Source organism: Mycobacterium sp. NGS48, assembly GCF_059812585.1.
The window spans coordinates 1-19,969 of the sequence record NZ_JCALCY010000013.1 but is presented as its reverse complement, the minus strand read 5'-3'; the positions used below and the strand labels follow the sequence as shown (position 1 = coordinate 19,969).

General features: G+C 65.6%; 22 protein-coding genes. 8 read left to right on the top strand and 14 right to left on the bottom strand.

The features are described 5' to 3' along the window. Positions 1–2: 2 nt before the first annotated feature. From AC5Y42_RS18930 to AC5Y42_RS18895, 8 genes are all read right to left on the bottom strand, one after another. Positions 3–1,502, bottom strand: a complete 1,500-nt coding sequence (locus AC5Y42_RS18930; RefSeq protein ID WP_499900124.1) for a flavin-containing monooxygenase — start codon at positions 1,500–1,502, stop codon at positions 3–5. Then, on the bottom strand, positions 1,484–2,218 hold the full coding sequence (locus AC5Y42_RS18925; RefSeq protein WP_499900123.1) for an SDR family NAD(P)-dependent oxidoreductase: 735 nt from the start codon (positions 2,216–2,218) through the stop codon (positions 1,484–1,486). The genes AC5Y42_RS18930 and AC5Y42_RS18925 overlap by 19 nt, the downstream gene beginning before the upstream one ends. Next, positions 2,215–2,967: an HpcH/HpaI aldolase family protein gene (locus tag AC5Y42_RS18920; protein ID WP_499900122.1), complete on the bottom strand. Its 753-nt coding sequence runs from the start codon at positions 2,965–2,967 to the stop codon at positions 2,215–2,217. The genes AC5Y42_RS18925 and AC5Y42_RS18920 overlap by 4 nt, the downstream gene beginning before the upstream one ends. Continuing rightward, positions 2,964–3,938 (bottom strand): zinc-binding dehydrogenase, encoded by a 975-nt coding sequence (locus AC5Y42_RS18915; protein ID WP_499900121.1) that lies wholly within the window; start codon positions 3,936–3,938, stop codon positions 2,964–2,966. The genes AC5Y42_RS18920 and AC5Y42_RS18915 overlap by 4 nt, the downstream gene beginning before the upstream one ends. A gap of 1 nt (position 3,939) precedes the next feature. Beyond that, positions 3,940–5,163 (bottom strand): cytochrome P450, encoded by a 1,224-nt coding sequence (locus tag AC5Y42_RS18910; RefSeq protein ID WP_499900120.1) that lies wholly within the window; start codon positions 5,161–5,163, stop codon positions 3,940–3,942. After that, entirely contained in the window at positions 5,160–5,864 is a 705-nt protein-coding gene (locus AC5Y42_RS18905) for an NIPSNAP family protein (RefSeq protein WP_499900119.1), read from the bottom strand. The genes AC5Y42_RS18910 and AC5Y42_RS18905 overlap by 4 nt, the downstream gene beginning before the upstream one ends. Beyond that, positions 5,864–6,430 carry a hypothetical protein gene (locus AC5Y42_RS18900; protein ID WP_499900118.1) on the bottom strand — a complete coding sequence of 189 codons (567 nt, stop codon included), beginning with the start codon at positions 6,428–6,430 and terminating at the stop codon, positions 5,864–5,866. The genes AC5Y42_RS18905 and AC5Y42_RS18900 overlap by 1 nt, the downstream gene beginning before the upstream one ends. Positions 6,431–6,528: 98 nt before the next feature. After that, positions 6,529–7,698 carry a CaiB/BaiF CoA transferase family protein gene (locus AC5Y42_RS18895; protein WP_499900117.1) on the bottom strand — a complete coding sequence of 390 codons (1,170 nt, stop codon included), beginning with the start codon at positions 7,696–7,698 and terminating at the stop codon, positions 6,529–6,531. 96 nt (positions 7,699–7,794) lie between these two features. On the opposite strand from AC5Y42_RS18895, the gene AC5Y42_RS18890 reads away from it, so the two are divergent. Continuing rightward, a complete protein-coding gene (locus AC5Y42_RS18890) occupies positions 7,795–8,946 on the top strand; it encodes a phosphotransferase (RefSeq protein WP_499900116.1) in 1,152 nt (383 codons plus the stop codon). Further along, complete coding sequence (locus AC5Y42_RS18885) at positions 8,943–9,461, top strand: TetR/AcrR family transcriptional regulator (protein ID WP_499900115.1); 519 nt, start codon at positions 8,943–8,945, stop codon at positions 9,459–9,461. Before AC5Y42_RS18890 ends, AC5Y42_RS18885 begins: the two co-directional genes overlap by 4 nt. A gap of 11 nt (positions 9,462–9,472) precedes the next feature. Here the strand turns inward: AC5Y42_RS18885 and AC5Y42_RS18880 are convergent, their stop codons facing one another. Further along, on the bottom strand, positions 9,473–9,835 hold the full coding sequence (locus AC5Y42_RS18880; protein ID WP_499900173.1) for a type II toxin-antitoxin system VapC family toxin: 363 nt from the start codon (positions 9,833–9,835) through the stop codon (positions 9,473–9,475). A gap of 16 nt (positions 9,836–9,851) precedes the next feature. After that, positions 9,852–10,082, bottom strand: coding sequence for a FitA-like ribbon-helix-helix domain-containing protein (locus AC5Y42_RS18875; RefSeq protein WP_499900114.1), 231 nt, complete (start codon positions 10,080–10,082; stop codon positions 9,852–9,854). 55 nt (positions 10,083–10,137) lie between these two features. Between AC5Y42_RS18875 and AC5Y42_RS18870 the strand changes: the two genes are divergently transcribed. Then, positions 10,138–10,818 (top strand): DUF427 domain-containing protein, encoded by a 681-nt coding sequence (locus AC5Y42_RS18870; RefSeq protein ID WP_499900113.1) that lies wholly within the window; start codon positions 10,138–10,140, stop codon positions 10,816–10,818. Positions 10,819–10,931: 113 nt separating this feature from the next. Here the strand turns inward: AC5Y42_RS18870 and AC5Y42_RS18865 are convergent, their stop codons facing one another. Beyond that, entirely contained in the window at positions 10,932–11,813 is an 882-nt protein-coding gene (locus AC5Y42_RS18865; protein ID WP_499900112.1) for an acyl-CoA thioesterase, read from the bottom strand. Between the two features lie 77 nt (positions 11,814–11,890). Here AC5Y42_RS18865 and AC5Y42_RS18860 point away from each other — a divergent pair, with 77 nt between their 5' ends. The 3 genes from AC5Y42_RS18860 to AC5Y42_RS18850 are packed head-to-tail and all read left to right on the top strand — an operon-like array spanning position 11,891 to position 13,990. Next, a complete protein-coding gene (locus AC5Y42_RS18860; RefSeq protein ID WP_499900111.1) occupies positions 11,891–12,355 on the top strand; it encodes an SRPBCC family protein in 465 nt (154 codons plus the stop codon). Beyond that, positions 12,352–13,170, top strand: a complete 819-nt coding sequence (locus tag AC5Y42_RS18855) for an SMP-30/gluconolactonase/LRE family protein (RefSeq protein ID WP_499900110.1) — start codon at positions 12,352–12,354, stop codon at positions 13,168–13,170. Before AC5Y42_RS18860 ends, AC5Y42_RS18855 begins: the two co-directional genes overlap by 4 nt. 10 nt (positions 13,171–13,180) lie before the next feature. After that, entirely contained in the window at positions 13,181–13,990 is an 810-nt protein-coding gene (locus AC5Y42_RS18850; protein WP_499900109.1) for a thioesterase family protein, read from the top strand. Here AC5Y42_RS18850 and AC5Y42_RS18845 read toward each other — a convergent pair whose 3' ends face one another. After that, entirely contained in the window at positions 13,991–15,223 is a 1,233-nt protein-coding gene (locus AC5Y42_RS18845; RefSeq protein WP_499900108.1) for a cytochrome P450, read from the bottom strand. A gap of 121 nt (positions 15,224–15,344) precedes the next feature. Here AC5Y42_RS18845 and AC5Y42_RS18840 point away from each other — a divergent pair, with 121 nt between their 5' ends. Continuing rightward, positions 15,345–15,875, top strand: a complete 531-nt coding sequence (locus tag AC5Y42_RS18840; protein ID WP_499900172.1) for a TetR/AcrR family transcriptional regulator — start codon at positions 15,345–15,347, stop codon at positions 15,873–15,875. On the opposite strand, the gene AC5Y42_RS18835 is transcribed toward AC5Y42_RS18840, so the two are convergent. Further along, positions 15,850–17,196, bottom strand: coding sequence for an FAD-binding oxidoreductase (locus tag AC5Y42_RS18835; protein ID WP_499900107.1), 1,347 nt, complete (start codon positions 17,194–17,196; stop codon positions 15,850–15,852). The two genes, AC5Y42_RS18840 and AC5Y42_RS18835, sit on opposite strands and share 26 nt — an antisense overlap. 4 nt (positions 17,197–17,200) lie before the next feature. Continuing rightward, positions 17,201–18,997 (bottom strand): acyl-CoA dehydrogenase, encoded by a 1,797-nt coding sequence (locus AC5Y42_RS18830; RefSeq protein WP_499900106.1) that lies wholly within the window; start codon positions 18,995–18,997, stop codon positions 17,201–17,203. A 43-nt stretch (positions 18,998–19,040) separates the two neighbouring features. Between AC5Y42_RS18830 and AC5Y42_RS18825 the strand changes: the two genes are divergently transcribed. Continuing rightward, positions 19,041–19,931, top strand: a complete 891-nt coding sequence (locus AC5Y42_RS18825) for an alpha/beta hydrolase (RefSeq protein ID WP_499900105.1) — start codon at positions 19,041–19,043, stop codon at positions 19,929–19,931. Positions 19,932–19,969: the final 38 nt, after the last annotated feature.

Genomic DNA, 19,969 nt, shown 5'->3' with positions numbered 1-19,969 from the left:
CGCTAGCCGCTTCCTAGGTGGGCGGTTGGCTTGACGGCAGGTACCGGGTCAAAGGTGAAATCGGCGGGCTTGAATCGCCGTGTCATTCCCCAAAAGGCGCGCGCGCTGCGCGGCCACTGCGTGACGACGCGTCCGTTGGGCGCGCGAAAGTAGTTGCTGCACCGGGTGGTCCAGACAGTGCCCTGCATCCATTGGTCGATCTTGGCCAGAAACCGGACCATCGCGGCGGGCTGCACCGACACGTACGACTTACGTTTGCGCCGCAGATATTTCAGCACCCGCACGATGTAGCGCGCCTGCGCTTCCAGCACAAAGATCACGCTGTTCGACCCGACGTTGGTGTTGGGGCCGTACAGCGTGAAGAAGTTGGGAAATCCCGGTACTGCCATGCCCAGATAGGCGTGGGCTCCGTCGCGCCAGACGTCACGCAACGTTCTCCCGCCCTCGCCGACCACGTCGATCTCGCCGAGATAGTCGGCGGCGGCGTAGCCGGTGGCGCACACCACCACATCGACGTCGCGTTCGGTGCCGTCCTCGGTCACCAGAGACCGGGCCCGCAGAAACCGCGCCGGGCTGTCGAGGACCTCGACATTGGGCCGGCCCAGCGCCGCCAGGTAGTCCGACGAGAAGACCAGTCGCTTGCAGCCCATTGGGTGGTCAGGAGTCAACCTGCGGCGCAATTGTTCGTCGTCGATCGTCTTTTCCAGCAGACGCAAGGCGATGTCGGTGAATTCCCGGGTCTTGTCGCTGCCATGCTCGATCACGGAGATGTTCGCCTCGCTGCGTAGCCATAACCGGGTGCGGTACAGCCTCTTCGCCATCGGGATGTGGGCGAATACCCAACGCTCCCTCGGGCTGTACGGACGATCCGGCTTAGGCAGTATCCAGGTCGCCGAGCGTTGCACCGAATAGACCTTGGCGGCGACCTTGGCCAGCTCCGGCACCAGCTGCGCGGCGGTCGATCCGGTTCCCAGGACGGCGATGCGCGCGTTCTCGAGGTCGACGGAATGGTCCCACCGAGACGAGTGCAGCACCGTTCCGGTGAACGGCTGCTCCTCGACAAGGTCGGGCAGTACCGCGCGGGTGAACAGTCCGACAGCCGAGACCACCATGTCGAAGCAATGGTGCTCGCCGGTCGTGGTGGTCAACCGCCACTGCTGTGAATTCGGGTTCCACTGTGCCGAACGTATCTCGGTGCCCAGCTGCAAATGCCGGTTCAGGTCATAGTGTTTGGCGCAGTGTTCGAAGTACGCCAGGATCTCCGGCTGGCCGGACCACAGCCGGGACCAGTGTGGGTTCAGCGCGAACGAGTAGGAGTACAGATGTGACTTCACGTCACAGGCCAGCCCCGGATAGGTGTTGATTCGCCATGTTCCCCCGACGCCGTCCTCGCGGTCGAAGATGGCGAAGTCGTGAAAGCCGGCGCGGGCCAGTAATATTCCCAAAGCCAACCCGCCTGGCCCGGCCCCGATGATGCCGACAGTCATTGAATTGCGAGGCATTGCCCACCGTCGACGACGAGTTCGGCGCCGGTGATGAACGACGCCTTCTCCGACACCAAAAAGGCGACCGCGTCGGCGACTTCGGTCGGCTGCCCGATACGGCCGGACACCGACGTTGCCACTAACCGTGCTTGAGTGACATCGTCGAGCATCGGCGTCGCGATCGGTCCGGGAAACACCGCGTTGACCCGGATACCCGATGCGGCCAGTTCGGCCGCCGCGGTTTGGGTAAGCCCGCGCAGTGCCCACTTCGAGGAGCCGTATGCGGCGTGTCGCGGAAAGGCCCGGATCGCGCCGGTACTGCAAGTGTTGACGATGGCCGCGTCTTTTGCGGTCCGCAATTGATCGAGCGCGGCGCGGATACCCAGGAATGCGCCCAGACAATTGACCCGCCAAGCGGTTTCGAACCCCTCGACAGATTCCTCGTCGATGGCCGCCCGGTGCAGCACGCCCGCATTGTTGACCAACACGCTCAACGCCCCGAACCGATCGACGACCGTGGCGACAGCCTCGCCCCATTGAGACGCCGACGTCACGTCGAGCGCAACCGCGATCACCGCGTCGTCGTGCATCGCGTCGACGGCGGCGATCAGTTCCGGGGCGCTGATGTCAGCGGCCGCGACGCGAAACCCGTCGGCGCGCAGTCGTTCCACGATGGCCCGGCCCTGTCCGCGGGCGGCGCCGGTGACCACGGCGACGCGGTCGTCCGTTGTCATGGCGACGTTGCCTCGTGAAGATGCTGGAGTGCACCGCACCGCAAGGCTTGGGATTCCGACATCAAGGTGATCATGTGAAATTCCAGTTCGGCCATGACGCGGCCCGTCGTCCCGCTTCCGGCGTGCACTCCAGTGACCAGGCCCGCCGTCGAGGCCGCGCGATGAATCGTGGCCATCGCCTCGCGCACGTCTGGATGGCTATATGCTGCCGCGACCGGCACGCCCATGGATAACGCGAGGTCGGCGGGTCCGACGTAAATACCGGTAAGCCCTGGGACAGCGCAGATCCGCTGCAGGTCCGCCAGTGCTGCCGCAGTTTCAATCATCGCGAATACGCTTGCCCGGGACTCTAACTCGGCAGTGTCGCGGCCCAGGCTCGGCCGCAACGGTCCGAAGCTGCGCACTCCCGATGGGGGGTATCGGGTAGCGGCAACGGCGGCGGCGGCCTGGTCGGCCGATTCGATCATCGCGATGACGACAGCGTCGGCACCGGCGTCGAGCACTCGCCCGATCGGTGCCGGGTCGGCCGAGGGCACTCGCACCACCGTGGCGATCGGCACATGCTCCAGGCGGCGCAACATCGCGGCGACGTCAGCATCGCCGAGGTAGCTGTGCTGAGTGTCGAGACCGACGTAATCGTAGCCGGCGCGGGCGAATTCCTCGGGCCCGATCAGTGTCGGCCCGGTGACCCAGCCGCCCCACAGCGGAGTTTTCTCGTTTAACGCCTGTCGCAGCCGGCTTCCGGTCATGTCGAACCTGCGATCGCAATCTTGACGCGCTCCGGGGCCGGGCGACAGGCCAGCTCGAAAGCGTCCTGGACATGGGCTATGTCGAAGGTGTGGGTGAGATAGGTCGTGAGCAGTTCGGGATGCTCGGCGGCGAACTTGTTGGCGAGGTCCAAAACCCGCCGGCGTTCCAAGGTGACACCGGATTTCAGCGTCAGGTTGTTGCGCAGCATGGTGCGCATGCTGATCGGATAGCTCTCGTCGTCGGCGACGCCGAAATAGCAGATCGTGCCGCCCGGCGCGGCGGCGTCGATGGCGTGACTGAGGGTGGCGACTTGATGGCCGACGGCTTCGATGACGATGTCGGCCCGGTCATTTCGGGCCAGCTGGCTGACCCACCGGTCGCTGGTGGCGCGCACCATGGTGTCGACGCCGAATGCTGCTGCCACGCCGGCCCGGTCGATGGGGTCCACGCCGGTGACGTGCCGGGCGCCCGCCGCCTTGGCCACATAGGAGAACAGCAGTCCGATCGATCCCTGCCCCAGGATTGCGACGGTGCGACCGTCCAGTGCGGGCAGCTGCTCGACGGCGTAGAGCACACACGCCAACGGCTGCAGGCCGATCGCTTGTTGCGGTGTCAGCGCCGGGTCGTACGGGGCGAGGCCGTCGCCGTCGCTGACCACCCGTTCCATCAATCCGTCGAACCCGGACGCCCAACCCACCAGCCGGTCCCCGGGCCGGTGCTCGGGGTGGCGGCTGGCGATCACCTCGCCGACGACTTCGTGGATCGGGTAGCCGTCTTTTTCGGCGCCGCTGCGGCCGTCGTCTCCCGGAAGCCGGCCCCGCACACCGCGAAACGCCGGCAGATCGCTGCCGCAGACTCCGGCTGCCAAGAACCGCAGCAACACCTGGCGATCACCAAGGCACTCCGGGGTCTTGTCGTCGATGGCGGTCCGCTCGAACTGATAGGGAGCGACGATTCGGTAGGACCACACGTCAGACCTCCACCGGGACGCTGCTCCAGCCCCACTGGAAGCTGGACGCCGGCCGGAATGCGGCTTCGCTGATGATCCGGTAGTCGGGCACTCGCCGCAGCCACTCGTGCACCAGGATCTCGATCTCGAGGCGGGCGAGGTGATAGCCCAGGCAAAAGTGCTGACCGCGCCCAAAAGCCAGCGATCGTTTGATGGGCCTGTTCCAGATGAACTCGTCGGGCTGCGGATATTCGCGTTCGTCGCGGTTGGCCGACGCTAGCAATGTGATGATCCGCTGTCCCGGCCGGAGTGTGGTGCCGTGCATCGTGAACGGTTTTCGTGCGGTCCGCGCAAACCATTGCGCCGGTGCGCAATAGCGGACCATCTCATCACGCACCACAGGCACGTTGTTTTCCGGATCCGCCCGCACGGCCGCCAATTGAGCCGGGTGCTGGCCGAGTTCCCACAGTCCATGGGCGACGATTTTGGGCACGGTCTCCGTCCCGCCGATCAACACGCACAGCAACTGGGTCGCCGCCTCGACGTCGTCGAGTGCGCTGCCGTCGGGCAGTCGGTAGTCGAACAACCCGTCGACGACCGGTAGCTCACCGTCGGACGAGCTCGCACGCCGGCGCTTGACGACGGGAGTGAGGTATTCCAGATAACCGGGGCGAGCCGTTGCGGTGTCGACTCCGGCCTCGGGCTGGGGCAGGCTGCCGGCATTGACCGCGGCGAGTATGTCTGCCGCCAGATCTGTTGGCAGGCCCAGCAAGTCGCACACCATCGCGGCGGCCACAATGCCGCCGTAGTCCTGGGTCAGATCTAGGCGTCCACGCGGTAGCAACTCATCCAGCCGCTGGTTGGCCAGCTCACGGATTCGCGCTTCGTACTGGGTCACCGATCGCGGGCGCAGCGGCCGTCCGTGCGCCCGGCGGATGCCGTCGTAGATCGGCGCGTCGAACATGGCGTGAAACGGCAGCGGATGTAACGGCGGGTCAGGCACCGGTCCGTCGTTGTGGTTTGCCAAAACCGTTGCAGCGGGCAGGGTTCCCTCAGAAGCGACGAAGGTTCCGTCGTTGACTTCCAATACCCGCCAGATGTCCTCGAACCGCGAAACAGCGTAGGTGTCCCACTTGGGAATGTAGTAGAGCGGGTGGTGATTCCGCAGCTCCCAGTAGTACGGCAGCGGATCGTCCATCACCGCCGGATCGAACGGGTCGTAGGTAAAGCTCTGTGCCGCAGTCATTGCAGCGGCGACGGCGGTAGCGCCTGCAGGATCGAGTCTTCCCAACCGTCGCGCAACGCGGGGGCCACACTCATCCAGGTGACGATCTCGGCGGGCGGGTTCTCCTTCCAGGACGGGTAGTGCTCGGCGAAGCATTCCCAGCCGCCATCCAGCGCCCAATAATGAATGACCTCGTTGTAGCGGAAGGTGGTGGTGAACGAGCCGAGCCAGCGCTTTCCGGTCCGCTCCGACCACGGCACGTACAGCCGTTCCAGCTCACGGATGTAGTCGTCCTGACGTCCGGGTTTGGTTTGCATGATCTCCTGGATCACCACGGTCGCATCGAAGTTCGCCTCGCGCAGCTGGGTGAGCGTCTTGTTGCTGGGCCCCGGATACATGATCCGGCCCTCCCCTGACGCTGCGATCTCCGACAGGAATGCCGACCACTTGGCCGCCTGCGCCTCGTGGCTGCCGCCGCGCGCCTGCGCAGCGCCGATGCGCGCGTAGTCGGCGAACGTGTCGATTTCCCAGATCACGGTGACCTGCGGCCAGTGACCGTTGTAGGTGCTGGTTTCCCACATCCCGAACAGCCGGGCGCCGAGGTCGGTCATCATCGGCTGGTAGCTGTCGGTGAACACCTCGGCGAAGCGGTCGCTGCGCCCGCAGCCCAATGCGATGGTCTCGTGCAGATAGAGCAGCGTGTGGTTGTGGTACGTGCGCATCAATCGACCAGGATCAGTTCCGAACCGACCGGCGAACACGTTTTGAGGTGGCTGCGCAAGCTCTCGGTGGGGCCGACCGGCAACGCCGTCCCGGCCGCCGCGAGCGCGTGGCGTTTGAAAGACCGTGCGGCCGCGCTGAGCACGTGCTGTGCGGCAGCTGTCCGACGATCGACCGCCAACGGCCAATCGTCACCCCACAACGTGACGTCGGTCAGACTGTGGTCCAGTGCCTCGAGCACCGCGTCCCGAATGCGCGAGTCCACCGCCAAGGCCCCGGCGCTGACCGCCAGCCCCGATCCGGCCAGTGGTGTGCTCAGCTCAGTGTGCAGATCCAAGCAGCGCACCCCCAGGATTTGCAGTGGCCGAACGTCCTGGTTCTGCGGCAACAGGACATTGACCTCCCATCCGGCCATCACCCGGTCGAACAACCAACCGCCGGCCGAGCACACCACGTCGACAACGTCGGACGCCAGAACATCAAGCCGATACTTCGGGCTTTGCCGGGCGTCTTCGCTTCGGCGTGAACGGGGCTTTGACGCAACGCTAATCACGGTCGACGTCGTCATCGCATCATCCTCAGTGCGTAACGGGGCTGAGCGGCTGCAGTGGGACCGCACCGCAATCGGTCATCAGCGTGACATTTTTAAGCGAATCTGTAAAGCCTCTAGGTGTCTCGACTTGATTGCAACTCGGCGAGGACTTCATCGGTGTGCTCGCCGAGGTTCGGTGCGGTATGGCGCGGCGCCCACGGCGTGCCGTGAAAGTCGACCGGTGTCGCAACCATGGAAACGCCTGCGGCCCCGTCCGGTACGTTCACCAGGCCGCCCGCCGCGTGAAACTGGTCGTCAGCCACGACGTCTTCGATCGTGTTGATCGGCGACCAGAAGAAGTCCGGCTCGCGAGCAAAGATTTCCGCCCATTCGGCCAGCGATTTGGCGGAGAAGACCTCGTCCAACTCGGTAATCAACGCGGCAGCGTTCGCCGCACGGGACCGCGGCCGTGCGAAGCGCGGATCGGACAGCCACTCCGGGCGACCCACCACCCGGCACAACGGCGGCCAATGCCGCTCCCCCTCGAGGCCGACAATCCAGAAGCGCCGCCCGTCACCGGCCACGTAATTGTTCATGCACGGGTTGCCCATCGACTCGCGTTGGCCGATCGCGATCGACTGGCCGGTCAGCAGGAACGTGTTGAGGTCGAAACTGACCGTGTATGCGCCCTGCCGGTACAGCGAGGTGGTCACCAGCTGACCGGTGCCGGTGCGCGCGCGGGCGATCAGTGCGGCGCAGACCCCGGCGGCCAGCGTCATGCCCACGGTGTGATCACCCATGCCGCCCCGTTGAAACGGCGGCGTGTCTCCGGGGCGCGTCAGCAGATGAGCGAGGCCGGCACGGGCCCAGTAGGCCGCGACGTCGTAGGCGGCGCGGTCGGCGTCGGGTCCGGTCAGCCCGTACCCCGTGATCAAGCCGTAAACCAAACGGGGATTGTCGACGGCCACCGTTTCGTAGTCCAGCCCTAACCGGTGCAGCGCGCCGGGGCGCACGTTAGTGAGGAAAACGTCTGCGTCACTGAGCAATTCGAGTGCGGCAGCACGGCCGTGCTCGCCGGTGAGATCGAGGACGACGCTGCGCTTGGAGCGGTTGTCCATTTCGAACGGCGGGTTGGTGTCCAGCCCACCACCCAGGATCCGGGCGAATGTGCGCCCCGGATCACCGGCGGGCGGCTCGACCTTGACGACGTCGGCACCCCAGTCGGCCAGGATGCCGCCCGCCGCCGGGCCCGCCACCCAGACGCCGAGTTCGACGACCTTCGTGCCTTCCAGTGGTCCAGCCACGCGGATCCTCCGATGATTTCGACGAAACTCTTTACACTTCTGCGCTGGTTCGTAAACTACGCGGATACCCTCGCGGACCTAGGAGGCTAGCGGCCGGTGGCAGGCAATTCCGGGATTTCATCGGCGGCGGCCCGGACGATCCGCCGCGCGGTGCCCGCCGCGGGTTTGGCCGCCCACCTGGGCCGGGGGGTGCAGCGGGTGGCCACCGATGCACTCGTCGGCGGACTCCGCTCGTTTCCGCGGCGGCTCGCAGATCTCAACCCGACGGTGCTGTCCCGGCTCATCGGGAGACCCGTGTCGTCGGTGTCGCTCATCGCCGGCGACTCGGGCACATCGTCACGGGCGCGGCTGGCGCTGCGCGGCGACGGCGTTCCGGGATCGGTGTTCGTCAAGATGACGGCGCAGACGGTGGCCACGCGGCTGATGGGTGAGCTGGGCCGGCTCGCGCACACCGAGGTCCGGTTCTACCGCGAGCTGTCCTCGGGGCTGGTCGGGGTTCCCCACTCGTATGGGTCGGCGTTCGACTTGCTGACCGGCCGCTACGTGTTGGTGCTGGAGGACCTGGCGGTCGACGAGTGCGAGTTTCCCGACACCCTGCATCCGCTGGACAAAGACCAAGCCGGTCTGGTCGTGGAGGTGCTGGCCCGGCTGCACGCAACGTTTTGGGGGCGCCTGCCTCGCTGGGTTTATAGCGCATCGGGTGATCACACTTCGCTGCTGACAGGCACTCTGCTCAAAACATCCGCCCGCCGGCTGGCCGAACGCACGTCGATACCTGTGGAAGCCGGTCGCTTCATCGACGAGAATTACCGTGCCGTCGCGCAATTGATCGATACGCCGCCGCACACGGTGGTGCACGGTGACGCACACCCGGGCAACGTCTACTTCCGAAACGGAGCGGCGGGACTGCTTGACTGGCAGGCTGTGCGCCGTGGACATCCCACCCGCGAGCTCGCCTACACCCTGATTACCGGCATGACCACCGCCGACCGCCAGGCCAGCGAGCGCGAATTGCTCGACGAATATCGTCGAACGCTGGCGGCGAGTGGCGGCCCGCTCCTCGATCGCGAAGAGTTGTGGGAGCGCTACCGAACCGCTGCCCTGTATGCCTATGTGGCGCCGTTGATCACCGCGGGCATGGGCGGCATGCAAGCCGAAAGCATCGCGCTGGAAGGCGTGCGGCGAGGCGTCGCGGCCCTGACGGATCTGGACACGGTGGCGTTGCTCGAGAAATCGCTGTCGTCGTGAGCACCCGGGACCGGATACTGGTGGCCACTGCCGAGGTACTCAGCCGCAACGGCCTGACCAAGCTGAGCTTGTCCGATGTCGCGCTGCAGGCCGGGGTTTCCCGGCCGACGCTCTACCGATGGTTCGCGTCGAAAGAAGAACTGCTCGACGCTTTCGGCGACTACGAGCGCCAGATGTTCGACAGTGGTATCAGCCGCGCAACCGCCGGCTTGCACGGATCGGACAAGCTCGAGGCCGCGTTGCGCTTCATCGTCGAATACCAGCAGTCTTACTCGGGGGTCCGGGTTGTCGACGTCGAACCCGAAGTCACGATTTCCCAACTGGCCGACGTGATTCCGGTGATGCGGGCGCGGCTACAGCGGCTACTGCCGGGGCCGAACGGAGGGGTCAAGGCGGCCACTGCCATCCGGGTCGCCGTCGCGCACTACATCGTGCGCAGTGATGACGCCGATCAATTCCTGGCGCAGCTTCGCCACGCGGTCGGGCTGAGATCGCCGCTGAACGGCGACAGCTGATCGGCAGTGCGTCAGCTCAATACTTCGATTCTGCATTTCGCCCCGGGCGCTCGCGCTAGGCGGGCATCTGCGGTTACCAGCACTGCGCCCAGCGCTTCCGCCAGCGACACGTATGCGCCGTCGTAAGGCGTAATGGCGTGTCTCAGCTGCCAAATCCGTTCTAGCAGCGGCCGATGAGGCGAGCGCCAAAGCGCCAGATCGGCCAAATCGGCTGTCGCCTCGGATGCTCGGCGCGCAGGCATCACTCGAGCGGTAACCTGACGGCGCAACACTGACAAGACCTCAAGGTCCACGAGTTCAGGTGCAGCCAAGGTTTCACCCGCCAAGCGATGCCGCGCGCGTTGCCCGTCCGGACCGTCATCGCCGAGGGCCACGGCCAATACGCTCGCATCAACGACGATCACGTTCGTCCCGAAGGTGGTTTACTGCGGTGCGAAATGACACAGAGCCACCTTTTCGGGTCGCAAGCCGGTCCAGCACCTCATCGAGAGTCGGCTGACCTGCTTCAGCGATAAGTCGGCTGCGGAGGTATTCCTGCAACGACTGGTGCGCGCGAGCAGCGCGCTCACGCAGGACCCGGTGCGTCTCTTCCGGCACGTCTTTGATCTGCACACTCGGCATGGCGCCATTATGGCGCTACTGGCGCCATACTGCAAGTATCGACTATGGTGTGGACATGAGCCTGGTTGCCGGCAGAGGGCCGCTGAGCGATGAGCCCGCCGGCCGGTTCTCGGCACCATTGCCCGACGGTCTGGTGTACGTCGAGTCGCATCCGCGCCGCGTGCAAGCGTTTCTCGGCGGACACACCGTTATCGACACCGAACTTGCATTGTTGGTACACCGCCGGAATCGACCGCTGTCCTACGCCTTTCCCGCCGACGAGGTCGGCGACTTGCCCAGCGCGCCCGAGCCCGAGGCCCCCGGCTATGTCACGGTGCCCTGGGACGCGGTCGACACCTGGCTGGACGAGGGCCGCACGCTGGTGCACTATCCGCCGAACCCGTATCACCGGGTCGACTGCCGCCCGACGCGACGGCGGTTACGCGTCGACGTTCGGGGAACGACGCTGGTGGACACCGACGACACCGTGATCGTGTTCGAGACCGCGCTGCCGCCGCGGCTCTACGTGGACCCGTCGTTGGTTCGCACGGATCTGCTGCGGCGCACCGACACCTCGACCTATTGCAACTACAAGGGGTATGCGACCTACTGGGGGGTAGTCATCGGTGACGCCGTGGTGGAGGACGTCGCCTGGAGTTACCCGGACCCGCCGCCGGAAAGCTTGCCGATCAAGGGTTTTCTGAGCTTCGACGCGGCGCGGGCCGACGTCATCGCAGAACTGCCGTCGGCCAGATAGGCCGCCACCCAGACTGCGGCCACAGTCACTCGTGGCGAAAACTCGCGCTGTGAAGGCAGTCTCGGCGCGTTACTCGCAGGCTCGGTCGGGTGCGGCTGAAGCCGCGTACACCGCTATATCCGCGACTGGACGGCGATCGCGGTGTCACTGCCCCGCATCGGCCGGATCAATGCTTCCTGGGTGAACGACGCGAGCAGGTCGCCTTCCTCGGTGTGCACCGTGCCGCGGATATATGACATGCCCGCGCCGACCTGTGTGCTTTCGTGCGAGTACAGCAGCCAGCCGTCCCAGCGCACCGGTTCGTGGAAGCTGACCGTCACCGTCATCGGTGCGGTCGACACCGTCAGATGCGACTGGCTGGTGCCGATACCCGCGTGGGCGCGCATCGTGGTCGAGATGCCCAGATGACCGGTGAAGTAGGCGATCAATGCCTTGGCCAGCTCGTCGCGCGTCGGGATCGGGTCATAGTGCAGCCAGGCATACAACTCCGGCGGGCCCACCTCGTCGGGACTGTTGACATCGACGACGTCGACCAGCCGCAATTGTCGTCCGACCATCGGCATTTCCGAGACGTTGGCGTCGGCGGGCGCAGTGACCTCGGGACGGGAAAGGTGATGGCTGATGACATCTGCCGAGGAGACGTCGGCCAGCACGGTCACCGTCATACAGCGCCGACCATTCTGCACGGCAGCCACGACCGCCGTGGCCGTCGACCGGCCCTCGTGGACCACGTCGATCTCCAACTCGACCGGCGGCCCCACCGTCACGGCGCGGGCGAACACCGCATGCGCAGAACGCACCGATTTCTCCGGGAACCGTTTGGCCGCAGCGACAATCACCTGCGCGAGCACCTGCGTGCCCTCCACCACCTGACGCTCGTCGGCGCCGGCGAGGCCGGTGTCGCCGGTGAACCGGTCGGTACCGTCGGTTCGCACATCGAACAGCTCAAGCAGCCCGGACACTGACCATTGGGTCTGATCGGCTTCGGTCGTCATGGCTTACAGCGTGACACTTTCGAACATATATGTAAAGCTAGCGGCCAGGCCGGCCACCTGCGTAGAAAGGCATCAGATTGGGCATCGTCACCACGAGCTCCCAAACGGCATTCACCCACTGCGCCGAGACCGTCTACGACTTCGTCACCGATCCGGCCAACTGGACGAAAACCTACCCCGGCAGCGCGCACATCGGCGATCTGCCGCAAGTCCCGCTCCAGGTCGGCGATACCTGGGTGGAAGCGGGTCCCGCCGGCGACAAACTGTTTACCTGGCATCTGGCCATCGCCATGCGGCCCAAGCTGTTTGTGTTCAACTCGGTCGGCCGGCTGGGCCACGATCACGACGGCAACGGCGGTTTGGCGGGCCGCATGACGATCGAATATCACTTCACCAACCCTGGCCACGGCGTCACGCTGTTCACCCGCACGATGACGATCGAAGCCGACAAAGAAGCCCCGCTCCCGGATGCCTTCTTCCGCATCGTCAACCCTGCCTACATCGACGCGTACCACGCCGCCGTCGCACGAGAACTCCAATGACGCTCACACCGCTGGCCAAGGAGTTCTGCTTCGGCGAGGGACCGCGCTGGTTCGAAGGCCTGCTGTGGTTCTCCGACATGCTGGGCGAGGCGGTGCACACCGTCACGTTGGGCGGATCGATGACGACGTTGCCGCTACCCGGTCACACTCCGTCCGGGCTCGGTTTTCGTCCCGACGGATCCTTGCTGATTGCTTCCACTGAAGACCGGTTGGTGTTGTGCTATGACGGTGAAACAATCACCACCGCAGCGGATCTCGCCGATGCCGTACCGGCCAGCCTCGGGGACATGGTCGTCGACGAGGCCGGACGCGCATACATCGGCTCGCAGGCCTTCCACGGCGGGGTCATCGTGCGGCTGGACCCCGACGGTTCGGTGACTGTGGTGGCCGGCGATCTGGACTTTCCCAACGGCATGGTGATCACACCGGACCGGCAGACCTTGATTGTCGCCGAGTCGATCGGCCGCCGACTCACCGGATTCCGCATCGACGGCGACGGCGGGCTCACCGACCGGCACGTATTCGCCGACAACCTCGACGGCCCACCCGACGGCATCACGCTGGACGCCGCGGGCGGGGTCTGGACGTCGATGACGCTGGCGCACCAGTTCGAGCGAATTACCCACGGCGGCACCGTCACTGACCGCATCGACATCGGTGAGCGCGCCGCGATCGCCTGCACGCTCGGTGGGCCCGAGCGCCGCACGCTGTTTCTACTGTCGAGCACCGACGCCTACCCCAAGAGGTTGATCGGCACCCGGCTCTCCCGCCTCGACACGGTCACCGTCGACATCCCCGGCGCCGGCCTGCCCTGAAAGGTGAACGATGACCGACTCGTATTACGAACTGATCGACGCCACCGACCCGCTGGGAGAGAAGTTCGTCGCGACCGACTTGGTGCGCAGTACGTGGTCGGCGGCAATCCAGCACGCCGCACCGGTGTCGGCGCTGTTGGTGCGTGGCCTCGAGCGGTGCGATCAGCGCGACGACACCCGGCTGAGCAGGGTGGTCGTCGACCTGCTCGGGCCCGTTCCCGCCGAGGGCGACTTCTGGGTGCGCTCGCAACTGGAGCGCTCCGGCAAACAGATCGAATTGGTCAGCACTGAAATGCTGGCGCCGGGCCCCGACGGCCGGCCTCGGCCGGTCGCCCGCGCCAGCGGCTGGCGGTTAGCGCAGCAGGACACCCACGATGTGACGCGAGCCGCCGAACCGCCGCTTCGTCCGCTCGGTGAAGCGCGCAGCCGCAACCTCGAAAAGGATTGGGACCGCAACTATGTGCACAGCCTCGACTGGCGGTGGCTGACCCCACCGCTCAACGACGGTCCCGGCGAATCGTGGATCAGCCCGACGGTCGATCTCGTCAAGGGCGAGACGATGACTCAGCTGGAGCGGCTCTTCGCGGTGGCCGACGACGCCAACGGCATTGGCGCCAAACTCGACATCAGGAAGTGGACGTTTCTCAACACCGATCTCGTCGTCCACATACACCGGGTTCCCGACGGGGAATGGATCGGCATCCGCGCAGAAACCAACTACGGGCCCGACGGCATCGGCACGACGATCGGCACGCTGTTCGACGAGCACGGCGCGGTTGGCGGCATCCAGCAGTCGGTGCTGGTGCGCCGCCGCGGTTAGCTACCGGACGAACGCCGGAACCCGCTTGATGCCGTGCACGAAATTGCTGTAGAGGAAATCCGGTTCGCCAAACTCGATCCGTTCCAGGCGGGTCAGCAATTCGTGGAACAAGTGGCGCAACTCGGTCTTGGCCAGCCGGTTGCCCAGGCAGAAATGTGGACCGCCGCCACCGAAGCCCAGGTGCGGGTTGGGTGAGCGCTGCAGATCGAAGGTGTGCGGTTCGCTGAAGACGTTCTCGTCGCGGTTGGCCGAGCAGTAGAACAGCCCCAGCTTGTCGCCGGCGTTGATCGGCTGGCCCGCGATCTCGGTGTCGGTGGTGGCGAACCGGGCGAACTGCATCACCGGCGTGGCCCAGCGCACGAATTCCTCAGCGGCCAAACCGATTCGCCCGTCGAAGTCGGCTGCCAGCCAGTCCCGCTGGCCGGGGTTGGCCGCCAGGGCCATCATCGCGTGGGTGGTGGTCTGTTTGGTGGTGTCATTGCCGGCGGACGCCAGCAGCACCAAAAAGGCGCCCACTTCCTCGTCGGTCAACCGGTGGCCGCCGACTTCGGCGTTGACGATGCTGGTCATCAGGTCGTCCGCGGGATGGCGTCGGCGGAACTTGGCCAACTCGATGCCGCAATTACTCAAGAAGATCATCTCGTTGACGGTGTCGGCGGCCCGCTCCTCCAACGTGCTGTATTCGTCATCGCTCATGCTGAAAAGCTTCTCGGCGGCCTTCGCGACGGTTTCGCGATCCGACGGCGCGACGCCGAGCATGTCGGCGATCGTCATCATCGGCAGCCGCGCCGAACACGCCGTGACGAAGTCGATATCGCCCGCACCGATGAGGTCGTCGACGATGCTGACCGCGTTCTTGTGGATCTGGTCGTCGATCAGCCTGATGTTTCGCGGCGTGAATGCCGAGCTGATCAACTGCCGATACACCGTGTGCTGCGGTGGGTCCATCGTCAGGAAAAAGGTTGCGATGCGCTGGACTTCGGCGGGCATCGGATCCAGTGCCACACCTTGGGCGGAGCTGAATAGCTCAGGATGCTGGCTGGCGTAGACGATGTCCTCGCGCCGGGTCAGCGCCCAAAACCCTGGTTCCTCCATCGGAAACAGCGACGGTAGCGGCGGATGCCAGCTCAGTCCGTCAGCTGCGCGCAGCCGGGCGAACCTCTCGTCTCGGACGGTGAACGGCTGGCTCCAGAATTCGTGTGAGGTGATGTCGACAGCGCTGTACCCGGTCATCTGTCCCGCTTTACACCGAGATCGTGGGTGACACGCTTTAGAATCACAGGGGCCGTTGAGGATGGCACCAGGAGAGGGTGACACTTCAACAATATTTTGTAAAGGTGCGGATGTGGACACGATGTCCGGGGGCGACACCTCGACCCAACAGCGGATCCTGGCCGCCACTGCCGAGGTGCTCGGTCGCAACGGCAAGCGCAAGCTCAGCCTTTCGGACGTCGCCAGCCAAGCCGGCGTTTCGCGCCCGACGCTCTACCGCTGGTTTCCGTCGAAAGACGAATTGCTGACCGCATTCTCGCGGTATGAGCGGCACACATTCGACAGCGGTTTGAGCCGGGCGACGGCCGGCCTCAAAGGCGTCGAGAAGCTCGACGCCGCACTACGATTCATTGTCGACTACCAGCACTCCTACACCGGAGTGCGGATGGTCGATATCGAACCCGAGCACGTGATCGCCGAATTCTCGCGTGTCATACCGATCATGCGGGCCGGGCTGCAGCGGCTGATGCCCGGGCCGGGCGGCGCGGTGAAGGCCGCGACGGCCATTCGGGTGGCGATATCGCATTACATCGTGCGAAGCGACGACGCCGATCAGTTCCTTGCCCAGTTGCGGCACGCGGTGGGCATCAATCGAACAGCACCGCGGCATTGAGATAGCCCGCCGGGTCGAAAGCTGCCTTGATGGTCCGCATCGCTGCGATGTCGCCGGGCTCGCGGGACATCCCGACGTAGCGGCGTTTGCGACTTCCGACGCCATGCTCGGAGCTGACGTTGCCGCCGCAATCGGCGATCAACTGCATCATCGCCGGGTAGAGCGCGGCTTCCGCGTCTGATGTGCAGCAAAGCACGTTGAGGTGCAGATTGCCCTCGCCGATATGCCCGAACAGTATCGGGATGGCATCGGTGGCGCAGCGGCGGATCAGCGTGTCAGCGTCGGCGGCGAACCCGGCGACCGCCGAGAGCGGCAGCGAAACATCGAATTTCAGCGGCGGGCCATACACGCCGAGCACCTCGGCCATTGATTCTCGCACCCGCCACAACCGCTGCTGCGCGGCCATGTCGACGCCGACTGCGGGCTCGCTGTCCATTGTCACGTCCGCCAACGCGTCGGCAAGCCGCTCGGTCTGGTCGTGATCGGCCGCCAGTTCCACCAACAGCAACCAGTCCCCGGCTACCGGCGCGGCGATGCCCAGCCGTTCGCCGGCCAGGACGCTGGCCCGACCATCGACGAGCTCCAACGCCGCGATGCTGTCGAGGTCGCGAAACCGCTGTCCGGCATCGACTAGCGCGGCCAGTTCGGAGAATCCGCACACTGCGGTCACCCGATGCAACGGGATTGGGCGCAGTCGCAGTTCCAGCCCGGTGATGACACCCAATGTGCCTTCGGCGCCGACGAACAGGTGCGCCAGGTCATAGCCGGTGTTGTCGGCGCGCACGCTGCTGTGTCGGTGCACGACCGTCCCGTCGGGCAGCGCGACATCCAATCCGACCACCTGCTCGGCCATGTTTCCGTAGCGCACGGTGCGCAGCCCACCGGCGTTGGTGGAGGCCATGCCGCCGACGGTGGCGCTGTCACGCGCGGCCAGGTCGACGCCGAAGAGCAGCCCCGCAGCACCGGCGGCCCGCTGTACCGCCGCCAGCGTGGCCCCGGCCCCGGCCCGGATGCGGCGCTCGGCGGTGTCGACATCGCTGACGTGGCACAGACGTTCGGTGGATAGCAGCACGTCGTGGTACTCGGGCACGGTGCCGGCCACCAGCGAGGTGCGCCCGCCCTGGATGGTGACGTGCGCCCCGGCATCGCGGCAGAGCCGCAATACGTCGGCGGCCTCGTCGGCCGTGCCCGGCCGTACCAGCGCACTGGCCCGGCCACGGTACCGGCCGGTGTTGTCGATGCTGCGATTCGCCAGTACGTCTGGATCGGTGCTGACGTGCGGGGCGCCGACCGCCGCCATCAGCGCCTGCAGAACACTCATCTGATCAGAACCAGTCCGGGCGCATTTCCAGGGTGGTCCGGTCCAGGCTCTCCAATAGGTCGAGTTGTGGTGCGGTCTTGGGTAATTCGTACCGCAAGAAGTAACGCCCGGCCTGGCGCTTGCCGTCGTAGAAGTCGCCGGTCTTGCCGTGGGCGGCCAACAGCTGCTCGAGCCACATCCAGGCGATCGCGATGTGCCCGAAGGCCTCGAGGTAGATCGCGCTGTTAGCCAATGCGGCGTCGATGTCGCCGGATCCGAACATCGTCATCGTCACCGCCGTCAAGCGCCGGCTCACGGCATCCAGTTGCGCGGCGAACTCGGCAAGTTCGCCGCCGGCCGCATCGGCGGCACCGACGCTTTGGGAGATTGCGTCGTTGAGTGCACTCAGGCTGGCACCGTTGCGCTGGGTGACTTTGCGGCCCAACAGGTCCAGGCTCTGGATTCCGTGTGTACCCTCGTGGATCGGGTTGAGGCGATTGTCGCGGTAGTGCTGTTCGACGTCGTACTCGCGGGTGTAGCCGTAGCCGCCGTGCACCTGAATCGCGAGGTTGTTGGCTTCCAGACACCACTGCGATGGCCAGCTTTTGGCAACCGGCGTCAAGATGTCCAGCAGCAATGTGACCTCGTCGAGTTCGTCCGCCGATTCCGCGCTGTGCTGGACATCGACCAGTCTGGCACAGTACAGCGCCAGCGCCATGGCGCCTTCCACGTAGGATTTCTGGGCCAGCAGCATGCGTTTGACGTCCGCATGATCGATGATCGGAATTTGTGGCGCCGCCGGGTCTTTCGCTGTTGGCGGCCGCCCTTGAGGTCGTTCACGGGCGTACTGTAACGACTTCAGATAACCGGTGTAGCCCAGCGCGATCGCGCCCATGCCGACACCGAGGCGGGCTTCATTCATCATGTGGAACATCTGGCTGATGCCGCGATGCGGTTCGCCGACCAGGTAGCCGACGGCGCCCGGTTCACCGCCCGGCCGGAAGGTGCCCTCTCCGAAGTTCAGCACGGTGTTGGTGATCCCGCGGAAACCCATCTTGTGGTTGAGCCCGGCCAGCACGACGTCGTTGCGCTCGCCGACCGCGCCGTCGTCGCCGACGAGGTACTTGGGAACGATGAACAACGAGATGCCCTTGGTGCCGGCCGGGCCGCCGGGGATCTTCGCCAACACCAGATGCACGATGTTGTCGGTCAGTTCGTGATCGCCACCGGAGATCCACATCTTCGACCCGAACAGCCGATAGCCGCCGTCGTCGCGGGGTTCGGCGCGGGTGGTGATGTCAGCCAGTGAGGAGCCGGCCTGCGTCTCGGACAGGCACATGGTCCCGGCGAACCGGCCGGTCAGCATCGGCTTGACGAAGCGCGCCACCTGGTCGGCCGTGCCGAACTTCGCGATCAGGTTCGCGTTGGCAATCGTGAGCATCACGTAACCGGCGGTGCTGACGTTAGCGGCTGAGAGCCACGCGAAGCCGGCTTGCGCCACCGTTGCGGGCAGTTGAGCTCCACCCAGTTCCTGGTCCATCGCCATACCCGTGAGATCGGCGGCGGCGAACGCCTCGAGCGCTTCCTTCACTTCGGGAATCATCGTGACCGTGGAGCCGTCGAAACTGGGCTCGTGGGCGTCGCTCTTCTTGTTGTGCGGCGCGAAGTAGCGCTCCGCCAACTCCTCACACAACTCGAGCACGTCGGCGAACGTTTCGCGAGAGTGCTCGGCGAAGCGTTCGCGCTTGGTCAGCTCGTCGATTCGCAACCACTCGAAGAGCAAGAAGTCCAGGTCTCGCTTTGAGAGCAATGTCGATTTCACCGCATCCTCCGCCGTCTTTCGTATCACGCCACGGTACGGAATGATGCGGCACATGCGCACGGACGTCTGGTTCAACTCCAATCATGACCGGCTCAGCGCCTGGCTCTACCGGCCGGACAGCGCCGGCGACGCGCCGCTGCTGGTCATGGCGCACGGGCTGGGCGCGGTGCGCACGATGCGGCTCGACGCCTACGCCGGACGCTTCAGTGCGGCCGGTTACGCCTGTCTGGTCTTCGACTACCGCAACTTCGGCGACAGCGAGGGGCAGCCGCGCCAGCTCCTCGACGTCAAAATGCAGCTTGCGGACTGGGTCGCGGCGGTGGCCTACGCCCGCACTTTGCCGGGCATTAACCACAATCGAATAGGCCTGTGGGGCACGTCGTTTGGCGGTGGCCACGTGATCGCAACAGCAGCCAGGCTGCCGGGCATCGCCGCCGTCGTCGCGCAATGTCCGTTTACCGACGGCATCGCGTCGCTGCGGGTGCTGAATCCACTGGTCGCCGCACGCGTCACGGCGTTGGGAGTTCGTGACCTGGTCGCCGCCCGGCTCGGAAAGCCGCCGGTAATGGTCGCCACAGCGGGCAATCCGGGCGAGGTCGCGTTGATGAGCACGCCCGACGCATATCCCGGCTATATGCGGCTGGTCCCCGAGGGGACACAGCTGCCCAACGAGGTCGCCGCCCGGGTCGGACTGAAGATCATGACCTACCGACCGGGCCGGCTGGCCGCGCAGGTGCGATGCCCAATCCTGTTCTGCGTCTGCGAGACCGACTCGGTGGCACCCCCCGGCCCCACCCTGCGCTACGCCGCCGAAGCGCCCCTCGGTGAGGTCAAGACCTATCCCGAGGGGCATTTCGCGATCTACGTCGACGCCGCGTTCGAACGCGTCATCGCCGACCAGCTCGCGTTCCTCGACAAGCACCTGGCGTCCTGAGCGGTCGCGGCGCCGACTGTGCGATCTCATACGCCTTC